14 protein-coding genes and 1 pseudogene are annotated in these 18,576 nt (G+C 47.5%); 5 read left to right on the top strand and 10 right to left on the bottom strand.

Annotated elements, in window-relative coordinates:
* Positions 1-61: 61 nt before the first annotated feature.
* The 3 genes from mtaB to LGS26_RS05635 are packed head-to-tail and all read right to left on the bottom strand — an operon-like array spanning position 62 to position 2,832.
* Positions 62-1,372, bottom strand: coding sequence for a tRNA (N(6)-L-threonylcarbamoyladenosine(37)-C(2))-methylthiotransferase MtaB (mtaB, locus tag LGS26_RS05645; RefSeq protein WP_237887762.1), 1,311 nt, complete (start codon positions 1,370-1,372; stop codon positions 62-64).
* A complete protein-coding gene (gene mnmA, locus LGS26_RS05640; protein ID WP_237887760.1) occupies positions 1,363-2,394 on the bottom strand; it encodes a tRNA 2-thiouridine(34) synthase MnmA in 1,032 nt (343 codons plus the stop codon). Before mnmA ends, mtaB begins: the two co-directional genes overlap by 10 nt.
* 9 nt (positions 2,395-2,403) lie before the next feature.
* Positions 2,404-2,832: an NIL domain-containing protein gene (locus LGS26_RS05635; RefSeq protein ID WP_237887758.1), complete on the bottom strand. Its 429-nt coding sequence runs from the start codon at positions 2,830-2,832 to the stop codon at positions 2,404-2,406.
* 520 nt (positions 2,833-3,352) lie between these two features.
* Between LGS26_RS05635 and LGS26_RS05630 the strand changes: the two genes are divergently transcribed.
* The 3 genes from LGS26_RS05630 to LGS26_RS05620 are packed head-to-tail and all read left to right on the top strand — an operon-like array spanning position 3,353 to position 6,874.
* Positions 3,353-4,849, top strand: coding sequence for a sensor domain-containing diguanylate cyclase (locus tag LGS26_RS05630; protein WP_237887756.1), 1,497 nt, complete (start codon positions 3,353-3,355; stop codon positions 4,847-4,849).
* Positions 4,850-4,881: 32 nt separating this feature from the next.
* Positions 4,882-5,499, top strand: coding sequence for a protein phosphatase CheZ (locus LGS26_RS05625; RefSeq protein ID WP_237887754.1), 618 nt, complete (start codon positions 4,882-4,884; stop codon positions 5,497-5,499).
* Positions 5,500-5,506: 7 nt separating this feature from the next.
* The gene (locus tag LGS26_RS05620; protein WP_237887752.1) at positions 5,507-6,874 is read left to right on the top strand and encodes a DUF342 domain-containing protein; all 1,368 of its coding nucleotides are present in this window, start codon (positions 5,507-5,509) and stop codon (positions 6,872-6,874) included.
* Between the two features lie 37 nt (positions 6,875-6,911).
* Here LGS26_RS05620 and LGS26_RS05615 read toward each other — a convergent pair whose 3' ends face one another.
* The 5 genes from LGS26_RS05615 to LGS26_RS05595 are packed head-to-tail and all read right to left on the bottom strand — an operon-like array spanning position 6,912 to position 15,472.
* On the bottom strand, positions 6,912-9,476 hold the full coding sequence (locus LGS26_RS05615; protein ID WP_237887750.1) for a cation-translocating P-type ATPase: 2,565 nt from the start codon (positions 9,474-9,476) through the stop codon (positions 6,912-6,914).
* A gap of 53 nt (positions 9,477-9,529) precedes the next feature.
* Positions 9,530-9,859, bottom strand: a complete 330-nt coding sequence (locus LGS26_RS05610) for an ArsR/SmtB family transcription factor (RefSeq protein ID WP_237887748.1) — start codon at positions 9,857-9,859, stop codon at positions 9,530-9,532.
* A gap of 38 nt (positions 9,860-9,897) precedes the next feature.
* Positions 9,898-13,029: an efflux RND transporter permease subunit gene (locus LGS26_RS05605; RefSeq protein ID WP_237887746.1), complete on the bottom strand. Its 3,132-nt coding sequence runs from the start codon at positions 13,027-13,029 to the stop codon at positions 9,898-9,900.
* The gene (locus LGS26_RS05600) at positions 13,026-14,168 is read right to left on the bottom strand and encodes an efflux RND transporter periplasmic adaptor subunit (protein ID WP_237887744.1); all 1,143 of its coding nucleotides are present in this window, start codon (positions 14,166-14,168) and stop codon (positions 13,026-13,028) included. Before LGS26_RS05600 ends, LGS26_RS05605 begins: the two co-directional genes overlap by 4 nt.
* Complete coding sequence (locus tag LGS26_RS05595) at positions 14,165-15,472, bottom strand: TolC family protein (RefSeq protein WP_237887742.1); 1,308 nt, start codon at positions 15,470-15,472, stop codon at positions 14,165-14,167. The genes LGS26_RS05600 and LGS26_RS05595 overlap by 4 nt, the downstream gene beginning before the upstream one ends.
* Before the next feature lie 530 nt (positions 15,473-16,002).
* On the opposite strand from LGS26_RS05595, the gene LGS26_RS05590 reads away from it, so the two are divergent.
* Positions 16,003-16,524, top strand: a complete 522-nt coding sequence (locus LGS26_RS05590; RefSeq protein ID WP_237887740.1) for a MerR family transcriptional regulator — start codon at positions 16,003-16,005, stop codon at positions 16,522-16,524.
* 37 nt (positions 16,525-16,561) lie between these two features.
* Here the strand turns inward: LGS26_RS05590 and LGS26_RS05585 are convergent, their stop codons facing one another.
* Both LGS26_RS05585 and LGS26_RS05580 read right to left on the bottom strand, forming a co-directional pair.
* Entirely contained in the window at positions 16,562-16,876 is a 315-nt protein-coding gene (locus tag LGS26_RS05585) for an FmdB family zinc ribbon protein (RefSeq protein ID WP_237887739.1), read from the bottom strand.
* 42 nt (positions 16,877-16,918) lie between these two features.
* On the bottom strand, positions 16,919-17,194 hold the full coding sequence (locus tag LGS26_RS05580) for a TMEM165/GDT1 family protein (RefSeq protein ID WP_237887737.1): 276 nt from the start codon (positions 17,192-17,194) through the stop codon (positions 16,919-16,921).
* A gap of 255 nt (positions 17,195-17,449) precedes the next feature.
* Between LGS26_RS05580 and LGS26_RS09670 the strand changes: the two are divergent.
* A pseudogene (locus LGS26_RS09670) lies at positions 17,450-18,562 on the top strand (ATP-binding cassette domain-containing protein); the annotation flags it as partial.
* Positions 18,563-18,576: the final 14 nt, after the last annotated feature.

Raw genomic sequence — 18,576 nt, 5'->3', positions numbered from 1 at the left:
GTGCGGTTATAAACGATCATATAACACATCGATATTAAAATCGATATTAAATTTGAGGAAATTAACCCTCCATATCCAAAAAGGCAACAACTCTATCGTCTTTTACGGCGTCAAGACGCACAGGGACGATCAAATTTTGCATATGCGCATTGCTTAGACCCTTAATGATCACAGGTATATAATTCTCAGTATGACCAAACCAATCACCTGTCTCACCGGTCCTTGACTCCACCAAGCACTCAAAGGTTTTTCGAAGCTGGGATCGCCAGAATTCCATGCGCTTTACCTCACCAAGGGCCCTTAAGGCGGCCGCCCTCCGCACTCTCTCTCTTTGAGGCACAACGTCTTTCATGACGGCAGCCAAGGTGCCCTGTCGCTTTGAATAAGGAAAGGCATGGACATAAGCGACAGGAAGGTCTTTCAAAAGATTAAGGGTCATCAGAAAATCCTGTTCATCCTCAACGGGAAAACCAGCCATGACGTCAACCCCTATAGCTGCATTAGGCATCGTCTCCTTGATCTTGGAAACAAGTTGTACAAAAAGTCCTGGCTTGTAGCGCCTATTCATCGCCGAAAGCACCTTTTCAGAACCACTTTGGAGCGAAATATGCCAATGGGGGCAAAAATTATGCTGCGAACCGGCGAATGCCAACAGTTCATCACTTACTTCAGTCGGCTCGATAGAACTTAGGCGGAACCTGATGTCAGGAAAGGCAGGGCAAAGGGCCTTGATTAGATCAAGGAGACAGGTCTTCTGCGCAAGATCCCGCCCATAAAGACCTATGTGTATGCCTGTCAGCACCACCTCCTTTATGCCACCTACGGCAAGCGCCTCGACCTGTCTAAGCACGGCTTCAGGCGCCAGACTTCTGGAGCGCCCTCTGGTATATGGGACGATGCAATAACTGCAAAAGGCATCGCAGCCGTCCTGCACCCTCACATACGCCCTGGTCCGATCAAAAGGCGCTGTAATGAAAAAAGGGGCTATTTTTTTAACCATCCCGACATCGCCTGTATACACCTCCAGGCAACCCAAGTCTTCGAAGGCTATCTCGGGAATGGTGTGTTTTTGATCATTGCCTACAAGACAAACCTTGCATGGCATGGTCTCAAGCAGTTCCTGAAGGCCGATTTGGACGTAACAACCCGTAGCTATTACCCTGGCAGCCTGGTTTATACGTCTTGCCCTCCTGATCGCCTGCCTGGACTGATAGGCCGCCTTAGAAGTAACCGCGCAGGTATTTATAACATAAAGATCGGCTGCATCTTGAAAGGAAACAATCTCGCCTCCTTTGCACGCCAGACTCTCCGCTATGGCTGCAGTTTCAAACTGGTTTACCTTGCACCCCAAGGTATAGAAGGCTATCCGCATATCTTCCCGCCTCCAAGGACCTGCTCATCGTTGTAAAAAACTGCAAATTGCCCCGGCGTAACCGCACGTTGGGGCATATCAAAGATGACCCTTACCATACCGTCTTCTGCAGGTTCAACAATTGCTCGAACGCCCTGATGGCGGTAACGGATCTTGACCTGAGGCCGGCAGTCAAAGACCATAGCCGGATCATCAACCAGCCAATTTATGCCGTTCACCAGGCAACCAGTGGACAAAAGTTCGTCAGATCTGCCCACAATCAGGCGGTTGTTTTCATGGTCAAGGGCCAACACATACCAAGGCGAGCCACCTGGCAGGCCGCTCAGACCCTTCCTCTGCCCCACTGTATAGGCCCAAAGCCCCTTGTGCCGTCCAAGAATGCATCCGTCCCTTGTAACAACCTCACCTCCCTCGCCGTCTGCGTCCACACCCAGAAAATCCCGGTAATCGCCCTTTAAAAAACAGGCCTCCTGACTCTCCTTATGCACGATATCCAAGAAACCAGCCTTCCCCGCCAAGGCCTTAATCTCTTCTTTCGTAAACAAACCATTCGGGAACCAAAGGCGGTCAAAGGCCGTACGCTGGATCTGGTGCAGAAAATATGACTGGTCCTTAGCTGCATCGACACCCTTAAGGAGCACGGTACCGATGTCGTTGCGGCCAACCACCCTTGCATAGTGACCAGTGACTAGAACATCCAACCCCAGCCTGTCCATCAATTTCAGCCCATATCTTATCTTAATCCTGGGATTGCATACTACACATGGATTCGGGGTCTCACCAATCAGATAAGAGGTCTTGAAATAATCTATAACCTCCTGCTCAAATTCATTAAGGCAATCGACGATGTGGAGCCTTATGCCAAACCCCTCGGCGATGGCGGCTGCAGCGGAAAGACCGACATCATGCTTGGAGAGCCTCAGGTGAAATGCCTCGGTATGATAACCGGCCTCAACGGCCTTCATGACCGCAACCGCACTATCAACACCGCCGCTTATCGCAACCAATACCCCCTTTGTCATACAGTCCGACTAGGCGAGCGCCTTTTCCTTACTGAAGCGCACCTCCATGGCCCTGACAGGACAGACAAGGACACATAACTCGCAGCCAGTGCACTTCTTGGGGTCAAACATTACACACATAGTAGGTCTGTCGATGTAAAGGGCCTTTGTGGGACATACGCCTGTACAGGCACCGCACTGTATGCATATTTCGTTGTTTCGGCTTATCTCCTGCTCGACAGGTTTTACTACAACCCCTTGCGAGCGAAGATATTTGAGCCCCCTAGTGACCTCCGGCTTTTGCCCTGAAAGTTCCAATACCATAAGGCCTTCCTGGCCTGGAAAGACAGCTGCCTTCAAAATATTGAAGCAGAGACCGAAGTCCTTACTGAGCGCCCAAACTATGGGCTTGTCTGTTATCTCAGGCGGGAAACGAAGAACCAACATCCTTTTATACATAATCATAACTCCTTTTTAGACGACAAAGACCTCGGCTGCACACCAGGCACCGTGCATTTGCTTGAAAAGCATTTTTAATTAATTTATACTTTTTTTATGGAAAGAAAAGCCTCAACAAGTCTGAATCTTTATCAAATATTCATCGAGCTTTTCATCTGTTTTTCAATCTTCTTTTCAATTTTCCAATCTGGGCGTCTCTGCAACCCAATCCTGCAAAACCTTATTGCGGAGAACTGCCATGATATCTAAACTAGATCAGGCGACAAGGGACATCTTAAATGGGTTAAATATAAGCATAATCCTAATTAATCAAACATGTAAAACCGTATTTGTAAATCAGGGCGCAGCCTCAATGCTTAAAATAGGCGATCCCAACAAAAACAAACCATATAGTTCTAATAAATGTCTCTTAAAATCTCTATTCGGACAAATTCAATGCCGCGACTGCCCTGTAAAATCGAATAAAACACATCTCCAAAGAGTCATAGACTGCTCGATCAGCGGCAAGCCAAAATACATTTTGGCGAATTTTAAAAAACAAAACGATCTATGCATCGTTTCATTAAAAGATATCTCAAGAGAACGTAAACTCATAGAAGATTATTTCTTTCTCAGAAAAGAGCTAACCGCAAAAACGATCTTAGAGGAATATAAAACTAAACAGTTAAAGATACTTCAAGAAAGATTAGAGATACTTTTTGATCATCTCCCAGATGGCCTAGCAATAATAGGCCTAGATCACACCATCATAGAAAGCAATCTCTTTCTAAAAGAAAAGTTGTCACAAAAATATCCTGCCAAGTCATACGTCAAATGCTTTGAAATATTCGGATACAAAGACCCTTGTAGACAATGTCCTATAACTGAAACATCCCAGAATAGATTTCAATTAATAGGTCATGAACGTGAAGGTGAACACATCACCGAAAATTTTATACCCATCGCCAATCAGTCTGGAGCACTTCTCGTATTCAAAGATGATACAAACAAGGTCAAACTTATCAAACAAATAAAGGCGCAACAACGGCAACTCAACGAACAAAAAGACCTTTTCGTGGAACTCTCGGGACTGATGCTCCTCATGCAGCAGCCGGGGGAAGATGAAACGAAACTGGCACATACAGTATTAAGCTCCATCCTTTCAAAGATAGGCGGTACAAAATGCTTCTTGCTGATAGAAGATATCCGAAGGGGTGTGATATGGCTTCAGATCTCCATAGGCCTTGAACATGACTGCGCCCAGGGGTTGATAGGTTCGTACCTCTCGCACCTTCCAAGGAAGTGTGATACGTTTGTCTTTCCACTCGAAGCCCTGCCGCCGGCTAGCGACGGTGGAGACAGAACATGGTTTCAGATGCCGCTGCGCTCAAACAAAGGCGGACAAATAGGGATCTTACTCCTGAATCAAGGTCGGGTCTCATCGATGCATGAATGCGGCTTGGATGCAAACAATATCATTGATCTCTATTCCAAGTCGTTTTTGTCGTGGATACAGAATAAACTCCTTTTAAAAAGGCTGGAAGAGAGGGCCAACATCGACGGTCTCACAGGGCTTTATAACCGTTATTACTTCGAAAGGGCGCTTTCTGAAGAAATCTCTAAAAACGCAGGGCATGGCATACATTTCTCTGTAATAGTTGCTGATTTAAACGGCCTTAAGTTCATAAACGACGTTTACGGCCACCAGGCCGGAGATGAACTTATCAGGGCCGCGGCTGCAATTCTGTGCAAAAACGTCAGGGAGACGGACGTTCTGGCCAGAATCGGTGGCGACGAGTTTTATATCCTGCTCCCCAATACGACCTCTGGAAATGCTGTAAATTTACTCAATCGAATTAAAGAGACATTCAATGACAAGGAATTGCCTGTGGCCGAAGGTGTCTCTGTGCCGATCAGCGTCAGCCTAGGCTCGGCCGGTTCTGACCTTGTCCCGCCTGATGAGGTTGTAAAGGCGGCCGACAACGCTATGTATGCGGATAAAGACCGCTATTATGCTGACCATAAAAGATACCGATAAGATTTTCAAGATCGGATGGAGGGGTGAAGACCATGTCTTTAAGTTATGAACGGGAGTTGCAGGCCATACTCCGTTCCACGCAGGCCATACTAAACGGCGAGGTAGATCACGAGATAAGGCTTGACGCAGAGGGCATCATAGGGAATATCGCATCGGCAATCAATAAACTGATAAAAAACCTCAAGGAGGCCAAACCGTCGTTTGAACGAGTTGAAAAGGAGACCCCGCAATTTGCCGTTACGACCAAGACGGTCGCAAATCTCATGGGTGACTCCACTGGAAAGGTGCTGGATATATGCGACAACATAATAAAAGAATGCGACATCATTATGGGATCTGGCGCATTGCAGCAACTGCCTGAAATCTATGAACACCACAAAAAAATCAAGGCGGAGGTATTTGAAATCATCTCGGTGCAGTCGTATCAGGACGTGGCGAGGCAACAACTGGAACGAATGGAAAAACAGCTCGAGGAGATGCGCGATACGCTTATAAAGGCACTTATTATCCTGAATATCAAAAAATCGCCTCAGAGACAGGTAGCGGACGAATGCAAAGAGATTATAAATCAGATCAAGGCCGGCTCGGACGCCGGCAGGCTTGTTACCCAGGACCTCGTTGACGAACTCCTGGCCGAATATGGATTATAAACCATTGATGAAAAAAGAAGAACTGGACAAGGGTGTTATCTTGTACGGCACGGCAGTACTGAAGGTCTCAAAAAACGGGATGGAGGCCGCGCTTTCCCCCATCGAACAGGATATTGATCCAGACTGCCTGCATGACCTGCCGGAGATATTAAAACAATACGAGATAATATATGGGATACAACGACCGCCTCAATTTGAAAACGGTAGATGGGTGGTCGCAAGAGGAAATCCGCCTGTGGACGGCGAGGACGGCGGACTCGAATTTATGCCGAGATTCGAGGGGCTTAAAGAGCCGGAATCCAACTCACACAAAAGATTTGTCAATGTAAGCAAAGACGATATAATCGCAAAGATCATACCACCAACGCCTGGAATCCCTGGAAAAGATATATTCGGACATGAAATACCGCCGAAACCAGGAAAACCAGCACAATTCAAACTGGGTCAAGGCGCCGCAGTCTCCTCTGACGAGATTGCCATCATAGCGTCGAGGAGCGGGAAGGCGGAGATCAAGAACGGCGAGATAACCGTACTGGATGAATATATCATCAATGGAGATCTTGACATAACCATAGGAGATATGGAGTTCTGGGGGAGGTTACTGACTATCTCCGGGTCTATCTCAGGTGCGTTCAAGGTCTCAACCTGGAACGATCTGACCGTGACTGGCAATATAGAAGGCGAGGCGCAGATATATGTCAAGGGCAACCTTAAGGTTGGAGGCATAATCAGAGGGAATAAGACCCGAGTAAACACGGGAAACGATCTGTATGCAAAGGCCATTGAATATGCCGATATATCGGTAGGTGGCGACATGGAGGTCGAAGACTATATCCTCAAGGCTGAATGCAGGGTAAAAGGATATGCCTGGATCATCCAGGGACGCGGCATGATAAGCGGTGGAAACCTCTTTCTTGGGCATTCGCTGGCAGTAAACACGCTTGGATCGCCAACTAATATCTTTACAAATATCTCAATAGGTTTTGATTTCGATTTGATGTCAAAATATAAAAAGATAGTTGATGACCTGGAGACTATTGCCAAAAAACTTGAAGATGTGAAAAATGGGCTTAAAAAAATTGACCTACTGGAACGCAGTGGTCCACTCGATGAAAAATTCAGTTTTATCAAACAGCATCTCTCAAATACACTTATCAAGCTAGGTGAAGAAGCTATTCTAAAAAAAGGGGAGCTTGAAAAGCTTCAAGAAGAATTGACGGCAAAACAAAGCGCAACTATTTTCGTCAATAAAAATATCTATTCAAACACAAGAATAACAATCTATAACGCTACTTTCGATTGCCCTATCGATTTAAATGGCAAATATAGACTAATCTATCAAAATGGAGAGGTACTTACCATCCCATTTACATAATTAAATTTAAAATCAAAGTTATTTTTCTAATTATTACTTATGTGAAGCATGACTTATTTCTGAAAAACAACTTACATATTTCAAACCATAAAATACTTATAAAAGCGGCTGTAAAACAAAATGCAAGGTCGTCCAAGTGCAATATGCCAAAATGAAATGTCTCACGCAAAAATGGAACATACAAAATAAGCCCAAGGAATATGACGATTCCGCATATGACTATCGACAGCGTTGAGTTCCAGGTCTTTAATGTCTCAGGGATGGTGCGCTTCCATGATCGGTTGGTCAAGGTTAGACCTATGTCCGCCATTATCAGTGTAGCAAATGCAAGTGCACGCACAACTCCTACATCTTTATCAAGATACAAAGCTGCCCAGTAAACCAATCCTATGGCCACCAAGATACCTAATCCCTGGAATATACTTATAATGATATAGTTGATATCAAAAAGCGGCTCATTCACAGGACGAGGTGGTCTATCCATGATATCCATCTCTTCTTGCTCGGCCTCAAAGACGATAGAACAGGTAGGGTCGATTATCAATTCAAGAAAGACGATATGCGCCGGCCAAAGGATGACCGGAAGACCTTTAAAAAGCACAGGGACAAGGGACATACCGGCAATGGGGACATGTATCGAAAGGATATACGCCATCGCCTTTCTCAGATTATCAAAAATCCGGCGGCCGAGCCTGACGGCATCAACGATCGAAGAAAAATCGTCATCCAGCAGCACTAGATCGGCTGTCTCCCTTGCTACATCAGTCCCTCTGCCGCCCATCGCGATGCCGATATTGCTCGATTTCAATGCTGGCGCATCATTTACGCCATCACCAGTCATTGCAACAACCTCTCCATTTGCCTTGAATGCATTTACTATTCTCAACTTTTGTTCAGGAAGTATCCGTGCAAAGATAGAGACATCTTTCACCCGCTCTCTCAATTCCGTGTCCGTCATACAGTCAATTTCAACGCCGGTAATGCAGTTTCCGACATTCTTGAGACCTATCCGCCGTCCGACATATTGTGCAGTTACCAAATAATCACCTGTAATAATTACGACTCTTATCCCGGCCCTATAAAACTCTTCTATGGCGTCTTTCACGGTCGGCCTGATTGGATCGGAAAGGCCTATGAACCCTAGAAACTCGAACTCGAAATCATGCTGGATTTGAGGCAACTGCCCAGGCCCTAAAAATGACTTCGCAACACCGAGCACCCTCAGGCCTTCCGAAGCCATTTCCTTGATGGTTTCTGACAATATCCGCCTGCTGGCGTCAGACAGGTGGCACAAATCAAATATCGCCTCGGGCGCACCTTTTGCCGCTATGACATACCTGCCGTCACCAGGGATCCTCCAGACGTGCGACATGGCGAGCAACTCCTTTGACAGCGGATATTCCTGAATAAACTCCCAATCTGCATGCAGGCACCTGGCGTCGCCGACAAACTTAAACCGCCCGAGCTCTGCAATCGCCTTTTCCATCGGATCAAACGGATCTTTCTGGCTTGCAAGTATCCCATATTCTATAAGCTGATAAAAATCTTCAGGCAAAACAGCTTCTTTTCCCATATCTACATCAAAATCAAAATAACACCCCGCCGAATAAATCTTTCTCACCTGCATCTTATTTTGCGTTAAAGTACCGGTCTTGTCCGTACACAACACGGTAGCCGCACCGAGTGTCTCAATGGCTGAAATTTTACGCGTCAGCACGTGTTTTTTCGAGATCCTCCACGCCCCAAGCGCCATAAAAACGGTCAATACCACGGGAAACTCTTCAGGGAGCATCGCCATTGCAAAGGTTATGCCGGAAAGAAGACCTTGAATAAAATCACCCCTCGTAACGCCGTATACAATAATAATGACGATACACAATATGCCGCCTGTAATGAGCAATACCCTCACAAGGCGCCCAGTCTCTTCTTTAAGCCTTGAATCTTCCTCTGCAAGGCCTTCCATCGCCCTGCCTATCTTCCCAAGCCTCGTATCGACGCCTGTTGCGACCACCCTGGCATATCCCAGCCCCCGCGTGATCATTGTCCCGGAATAGACATAAGGCCGGTCGTCGCCACCAGGACCGGCTCTGTCCACACCTCCATCCCAATCCACCTTCCGAACAGGCATGGACTCACCGGTTAGAAGCGATTCATCCACGGCAAGATTGACGGCCCGCAGGACAACCGCATCAGCCGGCACTCTATCGCCTTCTCTTAAGATGATAATGTCGTCCACTACGACATCTCGGCCCGCTATGCGCATCTCTTTGCCGTCTCTTATGACAAGGGCCCTTGGACTTGAAAGACGCTTAAGCATATCGAGCGCCTTTTCTGTCTTTCTTTCCTGATAAAATGTGATCCCCATGACCACAAATACAAATCCAAGGAGCATCAAGGCCTCTTTAAAATCGCCAAGCATCAGATACAATCCACCGCAGATCACAAGGAGCACAAACAGAGGCTCCCTTACAACCTCCAGAGTCGTCTGAAAGATATTCCTTGGCCTTGATGAAGGCAGTTCATTCAGACCATATTTTTTAATCCTTTCCTTGGCCTCTGCCTCCGACAACCCTTTTATCGTTTTTATGTCGAAATCCGCCATTGGCCACCTAAAATGACGATCTCACTACTACGCAGAAATGGAATTAAAGTAGGTCAACCGGATTGCTTTTGTCCTTTGTATTCCAGAAAGCTCTTGAGCCTCTTGCTGTCGTCTTTTGTGTCCTCTTCCCCGACCTTTTCTATCACGGTAAACAACAAGAATCTTCTCAATATATCGGCGTCGTTCAGGCTATAATAACTCCACTTGCCATCCTTTCTGTCTTTTATAAGACCTGCCTCCTTCAATACCCCCAGATGGAATGAGACCTTGGGCTGAACCATATCGAGTGCGGCCACTATATCACATACACAATGCTCGCCGTCTTCAAGGAGTTTTATTATCCTGAGCCTGGTCTCGTCTGAAAGGGCCTTTAGTATCTTCAATAGTTCCTGCATCTTATTTTTGACCTATCTCCTCATTTTTATTGGGCTACCCGGCGTATACGCAATGGCATTGAAAGAGACATCTTCAGCCTAGTTGTCTTTAATCCATCAAACAGGCTGTAGAGTATCGGGACATAGACAAGCGTAAGAAATGTGGAGACCATAAGCCCGCCGATGGCGACAATCGCAAGGGGCGAGAGCCGTTCTAACCCTATCGCCCACTCAAGGGCTATGGGGATCATGCCTACGCTCGTTCCAACCGCGGTCATAAGTATGGGCCTCGTCCTTATCCTTACGCTTTCAATTATCGCATCCCTGATAGCTTCCCCGCGTCCCCGCGCCTCCTCGATAAAATCTATGAGCAGGATGGAATTTTTTACCACTATTCCGGCCAGGAGGATCATCCCCATGAAAGAGGGCATGCACTGATGTTTGCCCGTGATAAGCATGGACCAGATAGCGCCGATAAGCCCAAGTGGTATGGCGGACATTATCGTAAGCGGATGTATCCAGGATTTAAACGCCGGCACCAAAGAAAAATAAAGCAGTATGAGGCCGATTACAAGGGCGGACAGGAGTCTTCCAAAGGACTCCTTCATCTGCTTCAAATCCCCTTCCTGCGAGATGGCGTAGCCGGGCGGAAGCCTTATGCCCTTGAGCGCCTTTTCAATATCGTCGTGAATGTGCGATACAGCGGCGGTGGAGCGGTATCCATAGATGTCAAGGGTGGGCTGGAGATACTGCCTTGTCATGGAGGTCTGGGTCTTTATCATGCTGAGACTGCCCAATTCCCTTACAGGCACCGGGCCCTTGGGAGTCTGGATGAGCATGGATTCTATGGCAGGCAGGCTATCCCTGTACCTTGGCCCATACTGCACCCTTATGAAGTAGCCGTCCTGTCCCGGGACCCTGAATACCGATGACACGCCTCCCCTTACAGCCGCACCTATCTCTTTTGAGATGGCCACCGGCGACATGCCATAGATCGCCGCCTTTTCCATGTTGACCTTAAAGGCCACCTCCCTTTTGTCATAGGTCCAGCTTCGGGCGATACTTTCAAGCCCTTTGACCTTCTTGAGCCTCTCCATGATATCGCTTCCTATGGAATCGATGATCTTCGGGTCAGGTCCGCTTACCATGATGTCAACAGTGGCCTTTATGGATGAAAGCGCTGTTGCGCCGTAGTCAAAGACGTCCACATACTTTATCCCCGCGATCTTCCTGAATTCGCTCCTTAATATGTCCTCGGCCTGCCAGAGGGACTCCTTTCTGTGGAATCTGTCCACAAGGTGTATGGTGATCGTCCCCTGCTGCGGGACCCTGCCGCTTCCAAAGCTTATCACCCCCGGCTCAGAGCCCACGGTTGTCGATATCCTCAAGACCCCCGGGGTTTTTTTGATCACATCTTCCATCTGGTTGAGGATGCCCTCTGTCCCGGCAAGCGACGTATTTGAGTCCGCCTCGAAGTTTACCTTGATGATCCCTGTATCCATGGGCGGCATGAGGTCCCTGCCAACAAGAGGCATCTGCCTGAGGCTAAAGACCAGCACGATCACCGCCCCCGCAAGAAAGAGCGCCCTGTGTCTGAGCGCAATCTCAAGTATGCCCACAAAGAAATCCCTTATAGGTGAGATAATGCGGTCGTCAAAGAGCTGAATGAGCCTTTCAAACCGGTTCTTTTTCGCCTCGGCCTTCAGGATCATCGGGGCGAAGAGCGGGATTACGGTTACAGATACGACATAGGATACAGCCAGGGCGATACAGAGGGTGACAGAGAGGGGGCGGAGTATCGTCTGGACAAAACCGCCGATAAAGATAATGGGGATCAGGACCATTATTGTGGCGTATGTCCCTGAGAATATGGCGAGCATCACCTCGTCCGTGCCACCGAATACAGCGGTTTTCAGCTCCTCCTTGTTCTGGTGGTATCTGCGCTCGATATTTTCTATGACAACGATCGCGTCATCAAGGAGCATGCCTACGGCCAGGATGATGCCGGTAAGCGTTACAAGGTTAAATTCCATGCCAAGCATGTACATGATGGCAAATGTCAGAAGATAGGTAAAAGGGATGGAGATGGCGGCTATAATCATGCCGCGGATGTCCGCAAGGAAGAGAAATATGACGATCACTGTCATGATAATGGCATCTCGAAGGGCGTCAATCATGTTGTCAACGCTGTTTTCGATAAGCTCCTTCTGGGTGTCCGCTATCTCGAAACTGATCATGGGGTACCTGGCCCGGATGCCCGGCAGGGCCTTTTCCACCGCCTTTATCGTGTCAAGGTCATGGCCTTCGTGTGAGCGCAGGATGCTTACGCCGATGGCAGGTTTGCCATTTCCATGATAAAGGGACTGTCTCTCCTGAAATCCAGGCGTGATGTCGGCCACATCTCTTAAGTGCACATCACCCCCCTGAGCATGGGCTATGACTATCAGGCCGGCGTCTTCTTTCTTTGCAAGCTCGCCCTGGGTCTTCAGAATATACTGGTCTTTTTCCCTGATGATGAACCCATTTGGAATGTTCAGGTTCTGGGCTGCGACTGCCGCCATCACCTGAGCGAGTGAGACGCCATAGCTGTTCAGGCGGTCAGGGTTGATCTTGATGGTAAGCTCAGGGTTGTAACCGCCGAAGACCTCGACATTGGCGACATTTGGTATGCGCAGGAGGTCTTCCTTTATATCGTTATCCGCAAGCTGCCTGACCTTCGCAAGATCAAATGGCGAGCCTTCCTTCGGGCTCAGGGACAGTATGAGATCGGGCTGTGTCGCCTTGCTGATCTTAAATATCTGGGGCGGCCTTATCTCGGGCGGAAGCTGCCCCTCGACCTTTTTAATGGCGTTTGAGACGTCGGTAGCCGCGGCGTCAAGGCCCTTTGTGTATTCAAATTCAGCGGTAATGGCGGTTATCTCGTCCTTTGTCGAGGAAGAGACCTTTCTTACCTGATCTATGGTGTTGATCTCTTTTTCCACGAGTCTTGTAACCTGGTCCTCGATGTCCTTGGCAGATGCGCCTGGATAGGAGATAAGGACGGCTATCTGCGGGTAATCGCTGTCAGGAAAGAGGTTTATTGGAAGCTTGTTAAACCCGATCAGGCCGATCGCGGCAAAGAGAAATATAATAGAAGTGATAAGATAGGGCATTTTCAAATACTTTTCAGTAAATTTCATCTCAAAGCCCCTGCCTTTTGCGGTATCACGGTCATGTTGCCGGAAAGCCTCATAAGCTTTCCTTCGTCCCCAGTAACAACCATGTCGCCGTCTTTTATATCCCCTCTGATCGCGGCATGATCGGCGTTTTTCCCAAGAACAGCCACCTTTAAAACCTTGATATTATTCACCTCAATTTTATAGACAAAACTCCCGCTCTGATCCTCAAGGAGGGCGTTCAGCGGGACGATTGTCGCATTGGGGATATCTCCTGTAATCACGTCCACGCCGACAGTCCCGCCGGACGGGCAATCAAACGGGCGCTTGGTCAGGTCTATCTCAATGCTGCCAAGGGTGCCTGTGCCAACAGCAGGATAAACGCGGCTGATCAGGGCATTAAAGCTATCTTTTCCGTTTGAAAGCACTACCTTTCCCCCTTTTTTCATAAGGGGCATCTCGGTCTCCGGTATCTGGACAACGAGCTTGAATCTGTCTGTCCCTTCAACCCTCACTATGGACCTTCCAGGCACGGCAAGGTCCCCTGGCTCGGCAAGCCTCTTTGCCACCACGCCGTCCATGGGAGAAGAGAGCACTGCATATGAGGTCTCAACCGCCTGGGCCCTCTGGATATTTTGCAGGGCGTTTATGTTGTCTTCCAGGCTTTTTACCTGTGCAACCGCCAGGTCTCTCTGGGCCCTTGATCGCTCAAACGCCTCTTTGGAGATGGCCCCTTCTTTATAGAGCGTCTCATCCCTTTCAAAGATCGCCTGCTGGGTCTCACAGGCGCTCTTTACGCCGGCAAGCTGCGACCGGGCAGCGGCCACCTGAAGGGCCTGGGCCTGCTCCTTTTCTCTAAGCTCCCTGTCGTCAATGATCACGAGCACATCACCTTTGTGGACGACGTCGCCCTCTCTCACCCTTACGCTTATTATAGAGCCTGTTATCCTTGGCGCTATGTCCGCATAATTGAAAGGCTGAATGGTGCCGAGATAGTGCGACGATATCTCGAAATCCCCCCTTGTCGCCACGGCGGCCTCAACCGGAAGCGGATAAGCTGCGACAGCAGGCGTGCGGGCGATCATGTCCTTCTTTTTCTTTATGACAAAGATCGCCCCGCCGATCAAAACCAATGCTACTAAAATAGCTATAATCTTTTTCATTTCTCCACCCCTATGGTCCCTGTCGCCCTCTTGAACTCGGTCACTGCTGAGTTGTAATCGTAAAGGGCTTGATAATAATTGGCATTGGAAAGACTCATGGCCGCTTCAGAAAGGAGCACATCAGTTATTGCGCCAGCGCCTGTCTTGTATTTAAGGGTCTCTATGCGAAGGCTCTCTTCTGATTGCGCGACGGCCTTCCGTGCGAGGTCCAGCCTTGCCTCTGCATCTCTTATGAGAGAAACGGCGTCGGCGATCTCCCGCCTTGCCTGAAGCATGACACGCCTAAGCTCCTCTTTTGCCTTCTCATAGTGTGCCTTTTGGCTATTTATCTCTGAAGAGATCACGCCTGCATCAAAGATATTTACCGAGGCTACAAAACCTACCTCCCATATCTCCTCCCTTTGATTAAACCCTACACCAGCACGGTTGCCGTAATCACCAACCAGGGCGACAGACGGATATCTCTTTCCTGAGGCTATATTCACCCCGATCCTTGCCTCCTCCGCCCTCTTCAATGCGGCGACCACGTCAGGTCGAGCCCTGACAAATACATCTACATCGATATCTTTTGTCTCTGCGTGCTCGCCGGCCGTAAGTCGACCTTCTACATCCTTTATTTGACCAACATCTACACCAAGGAAAAACGCAAGGGCGTTTTTTGTCCGGGCTATGGACTCCTCGGCCCTTACCAGATTCTGTCTTTCCGAGGCAAGCTGAACCTCTATCCTCAAGAAATCCACCTTTGCCACACGGCCTATTTTCAATAGGAGTCCCGCATCTTTCTTTTGTTCTTCCAGCGCCCTCACCGACTTAATATAGGCCTTACGCAGCTCTTTCAACTCCAGGAGCTTATTGAATGTATTAGTAACGTTTGCAATAAGGTCCTGCGTTGTAAAATCTTTCCTTGCGGATTGTACAGCCTGTTCAAGCTCAGACGCCTTGAGCTGCCCGACAAGCCTTCCGCCTTCATATATGGGTACTCTCAAAAATGCACCCCACGAATAGACCTCATTGCTGAACTTAGCGGGAATCGTTGTGCTCTGGGCCGGTATATAGGGCACATCCTGATTTTCCTTGAGATAGGAGGCGTTAAAATCAATCTTTGGGAACATCTGTCCCTTTGCCCCCTTTACAGCCTCTTTTGACGCCTCGACATCGAATCCTGCCCCTTTTATGAGCGGACTCTGTTCAAGGGCTGTTTTGAGACACTCCTTAAGGGTAAGCGTCTGCGCCTCTGCTGCAAAGACACCAGCCGGAATCAAGACACAGCAGATAAGCATGAAAGCCCTGATAGATGCCTTCACATAGCCTCCTTTGTATTTTATAATATTTTTTTATCTTCCCGAGGATCATCAATGACCATCGGGCTATTTCAGAGAAAAATATAAAATATTTTATATATGATTTGTCAAGAAATATTTTTTATATGACTTTATAAAAATTATCATATCGATTTTTTTAGAATGAAAGTTTAATTTTCAATTATTATTACATCTTAAATGTATAATTAATTGATAAAAAAATCTGGAGAAAATTGAAAAAAAATAATATATTATTGTAACTAATTGATCCAAATGATATATAATTTTATTATCTAGTTTTTTATCTATTATTTTGTTCAGAATATAACATTCAATTCGATTGGAAGGGATTGAAGATAAAAGATGTTGATAATCATCAAAAAAGATAGGCAAAAATAAATAACAATTTTATTTTATAATTATCTTTAAAATTTTTATTGTTAAAAACATTGACAATCTACATAATTATCTAATAATTAAAATTAAACGATCTTTAATATCCTAAATAATAAACATGAGCAAAAGAGTGAAAAATGAAGCTCGCTGATAAAAACAGTCCCATTTATCCCATAAGCGTCGCCGCCAGACTGCTCGGATTACACCCAAGGACCTTAAGACTTTATGAGGAAGAGGGCCTTATAACCCCTGCCAGACAAGGCAACAAACGTTATTATTCCCAATCAGATATCGACTGGATAAGCTGTCTGCGCCATCTTATTCATGAAGAAGGGATCAGCATCCCTGGGATAAAAAAACTCCTGGAGCTCACTCCATGCTGGGAAATAAAAAAATGCCCGCCTGAACGCAGGGAGAAATGCACAGCCTTTGCAAACAAGGTGGTACCTTGTTGGGAAAGGGCGAGCTCAGCCTGCGCCAAAGAGCTCAACCATTGCCAGGAATGCGACGTATATATCAAGGCCATGAAAGAAGCCCGAGACGAAGCAACGGAAAACAACAACGCCAAGAAACAACTAAAAATTATCAAAGTCAAAAAACGCGAGCCTACCCTTGCAGTTTGTACAAAACCAGGCTGTTCTGAGCAGGCACCGGCCTAAGCCTTGCCCGCCCGAATTGAATCTGAGATTCAGACCCCTAATGGCAGCAGGTAGCATCTGCGCCCTCTGTACCGCATCCCTTTGATGAATGAGGACTTGAAGCCGTTGCAGGCGGCGACGCAGCAGGAGTTTTTGGCTTGTCAGCCTCACTTGCAGCATGGACGTTATTGCCGCCGCGATTTTTGTAATCTGTAACATACCAACCCGTACCCTTCAAATGAAAGCTGGAGTTAGAAATCAGCTTGCGGAACCTGCCGCCGCATTTGCACTGCGCAGGATCTGGATCAGTAAACCTTTGCATAAGTTCTACAATCCTTCCGCAAGATAGGCATTCATATTCGTATATCGGCATAACAAAACCTCCGTTAAACTCGATTATTTTTATCAAGCCGGCTTATGCCGTCCTGAAAAGCATCCATGCACCAATAGCGATAAAACCTGTCGCGGCCATCAGTCTCAAGGGTTTTTCGCTTACATATTGGGAGACAGCATCTCCAGCCAAGACGCCTACAGCCGAAGCCAATGTCAGTGCCAACGAGGCACCGACAAATACAGTCAGCGAATCTGCCCGCTTGTCCGTTGCAAAAAGCATGGTAGCAAGCTGGGTCTTATCGCCAAGCTCAGCTATCAATACAGATACAAAGACCGTCAAAAACAATTTGACATCCACTCAAACAACCCTCTCGAATTTTTCTTGCAACAATTTAATTTAATCCTTGCCATGCCCATGTCAAGTTCTATCCTGCAGAGTGCTAGAAGCAAATGATTTGACCGCTTTTGTAGCACGTGAATTATCCAGTTTTATATGGTCAGGAGGACTGGCCCATGACACGGACAAAATTGCTGCAGGATGTCAAGAAGATGCATTTTGTGGAGATTTACAGGGATTGGAAGAAATGTGTGTTGACTCAGAAGGAAGTTGCGCGGTGAATGCAGACGTGTCGCCCTTTGCCGCCTACTCCTTACGGAACCGGATATCCTCTTGCTGGATGAACCGACAAACCACCTTGACGCCGAATCCGTGGCATGGCTTGAACAACACCTTCGTGAGTACAAAGGCACCGTAATAGCTGTCACGCATGACCGATATTCCCTTGACAATATGGCAGGATGGATACTAGAGCTTGACCGCGGTCATGGGATCCCATGGAAAGGTAACTATTCCTCGTGGCTTGAACAAAAAAGAGAGCGTCTCGCCATGGAGGAAAGGGTGGAAACAAAGCGACAAAAAACCCTTGAACGAGAACTTAAATGGATAAAAATGACCCCAAAGGCGCAACAGACCAAGGGCAAGGCGAGGATCAACTCATATGAGAAACTCCTTGGCCAGGAACATGAAAAGGCAAGGGAGGAAAGGGAAATATATATCCCAGCGGGGGCGCGGCTAGGCGCAATATAGTAATCAAATTCAATGATGTCTTAAAGGCCAAAAGTGACCGCCTGCTCATTAAAAATTTAAACTTTTCCGTGCCGCCGGGTGGGATCATTGGTGTCATCGGGCCAAATGGTACAGGGAAAAGCACCTTGTTGAAATTGATAGCAGGTATCGAGCAGCCAGACAGCGGTTCAGTAATCACCGGCCAGACGGTAAAGATGGCCTATGTGGATCAGGTGCGAGAGGGGTTAAATACAGAAAAAGCGTCCGGGCATACTGTGCCAGTTTCAATTTTTTGAGACCCGATCGACAAAAAAGATAAGGGACCTCTCGGGCAGCGAACGAAATCGTGTCTATCTTGCAAAGATGTTGACCCTCGGAGCGAATGTAATCCTGCTCGATGAACCCACGAACGACCTTGATGTAAATACACTTCGGGCCCTGGAAGACGCCTTAAACGACTTTACGAGGAGTACCGTCATAGTCAGCCATGACCGATGGTTTCTTGACCGTGTTGCAACACACATCATGGCATTTGAAGGCGAAGGGCAAGTGGCTTGCTTCGAAGGCAACTCCTCCGACTATGAACTAGCCAGGGAAAAGAGGCTTGGTCTAGGAGCCGATACGCCGCAGAGGATGAGATATAGGGGGCTTGGGCGATAACTATATGGACTCGC

Source organism: Dissulfurimicrobium hydrothermale (genome assembly GCF_022026155.1).
Classification (GTDB): Bacteria; Desulfobacterota; Dissulfuribacteria; order Dissulfuribacterales; family Sh68; genus Dissulfurimicrobium; species Dissulfurimicrobium hydrothermale.
The sequence above is the reverse complement of the archived record's forward strand: the minus strand, read 5'-3'. Positions and strand labels throughout refer to the sequence as shown.

What these genes read in the sequence shown, in the direction of transcription:
- LGS26_RS05620 (WP_237887752.1), top strand. Translation starts at nt 5,507, where the DNA reads ATGAAAAAAGAAGAACTGGACAAGGGTGTTATCTTGTACGGCACGGCA.
- LGS26_RS05635 (WP_237887758.1), bottom strand. Translation starts at nt 2,832, where the DNA reads ATGTATAAAAGGATGTTGGTTCTTCGTTTCCCGCCTGAGATAACAGAC.
- LGS26_RS05615 (WP_237887750.1), bottom strand. Translation starts at nt 9,476, where the DNA reads ATGGCGGATTTCGACATAAAAACGATAAAAGGGTTGTCGGAGGCAGAG.
- LGS26_RS05600 (WP_237887744.1), bottom strand. Translation starts at nt 14,168, where the DNA reads ATGAAAAAGATTATAGCTATTTTAGTAGCATTGGTTTTGATCGGCGGG.
- LGS26_RS05590 (WP_237887740.1), top strand. Translation starts at nt 16,003, where the DNA reads ATGAAGCTCGCTGATAAAAACAGTCCCATTTATCCCATAAGCGTCGCC.
- mtaB (WP_237887762.1), bottom strand. Translation starts at nt 1,372, where the DNA reads ATGCGGATAGCCTTCTATACCTTGGGGTGCAAGGTAAACCAGTTTGAA.
- LGS26_RS05625 (WP_237887754.1), top strand. Translation starts at nt 4,882, where the DNA reads ATGTCTTTAAGTTATGAACGGGAGTTGCAGGCCATACTCCGTTCCACG.
- LGS26_RS05605 (WP_237887746.1), bottom strand. Translation starts at nt 13,029, where the DNA reads ATGAAATTTACTGAAAAGTATTTGAAAATGCCCTATCTTATCACTTCT.
- LGS26_RS05585 (WP_237887739.1), bottom strand. Translation starts at nt 16,876, where the DNA reads ATGCCGATATACGAATATGAATGCCTATCTTGCGGAAGGATTGTAGAA.
- mnmA (WP_237887760.1), bottom strand. Translation starts at nt 2,394, where the DNA reads ATGACAAAGGGGGTATTGGTTGCGATAAGCGGCGGTGTTGATAGTGCG.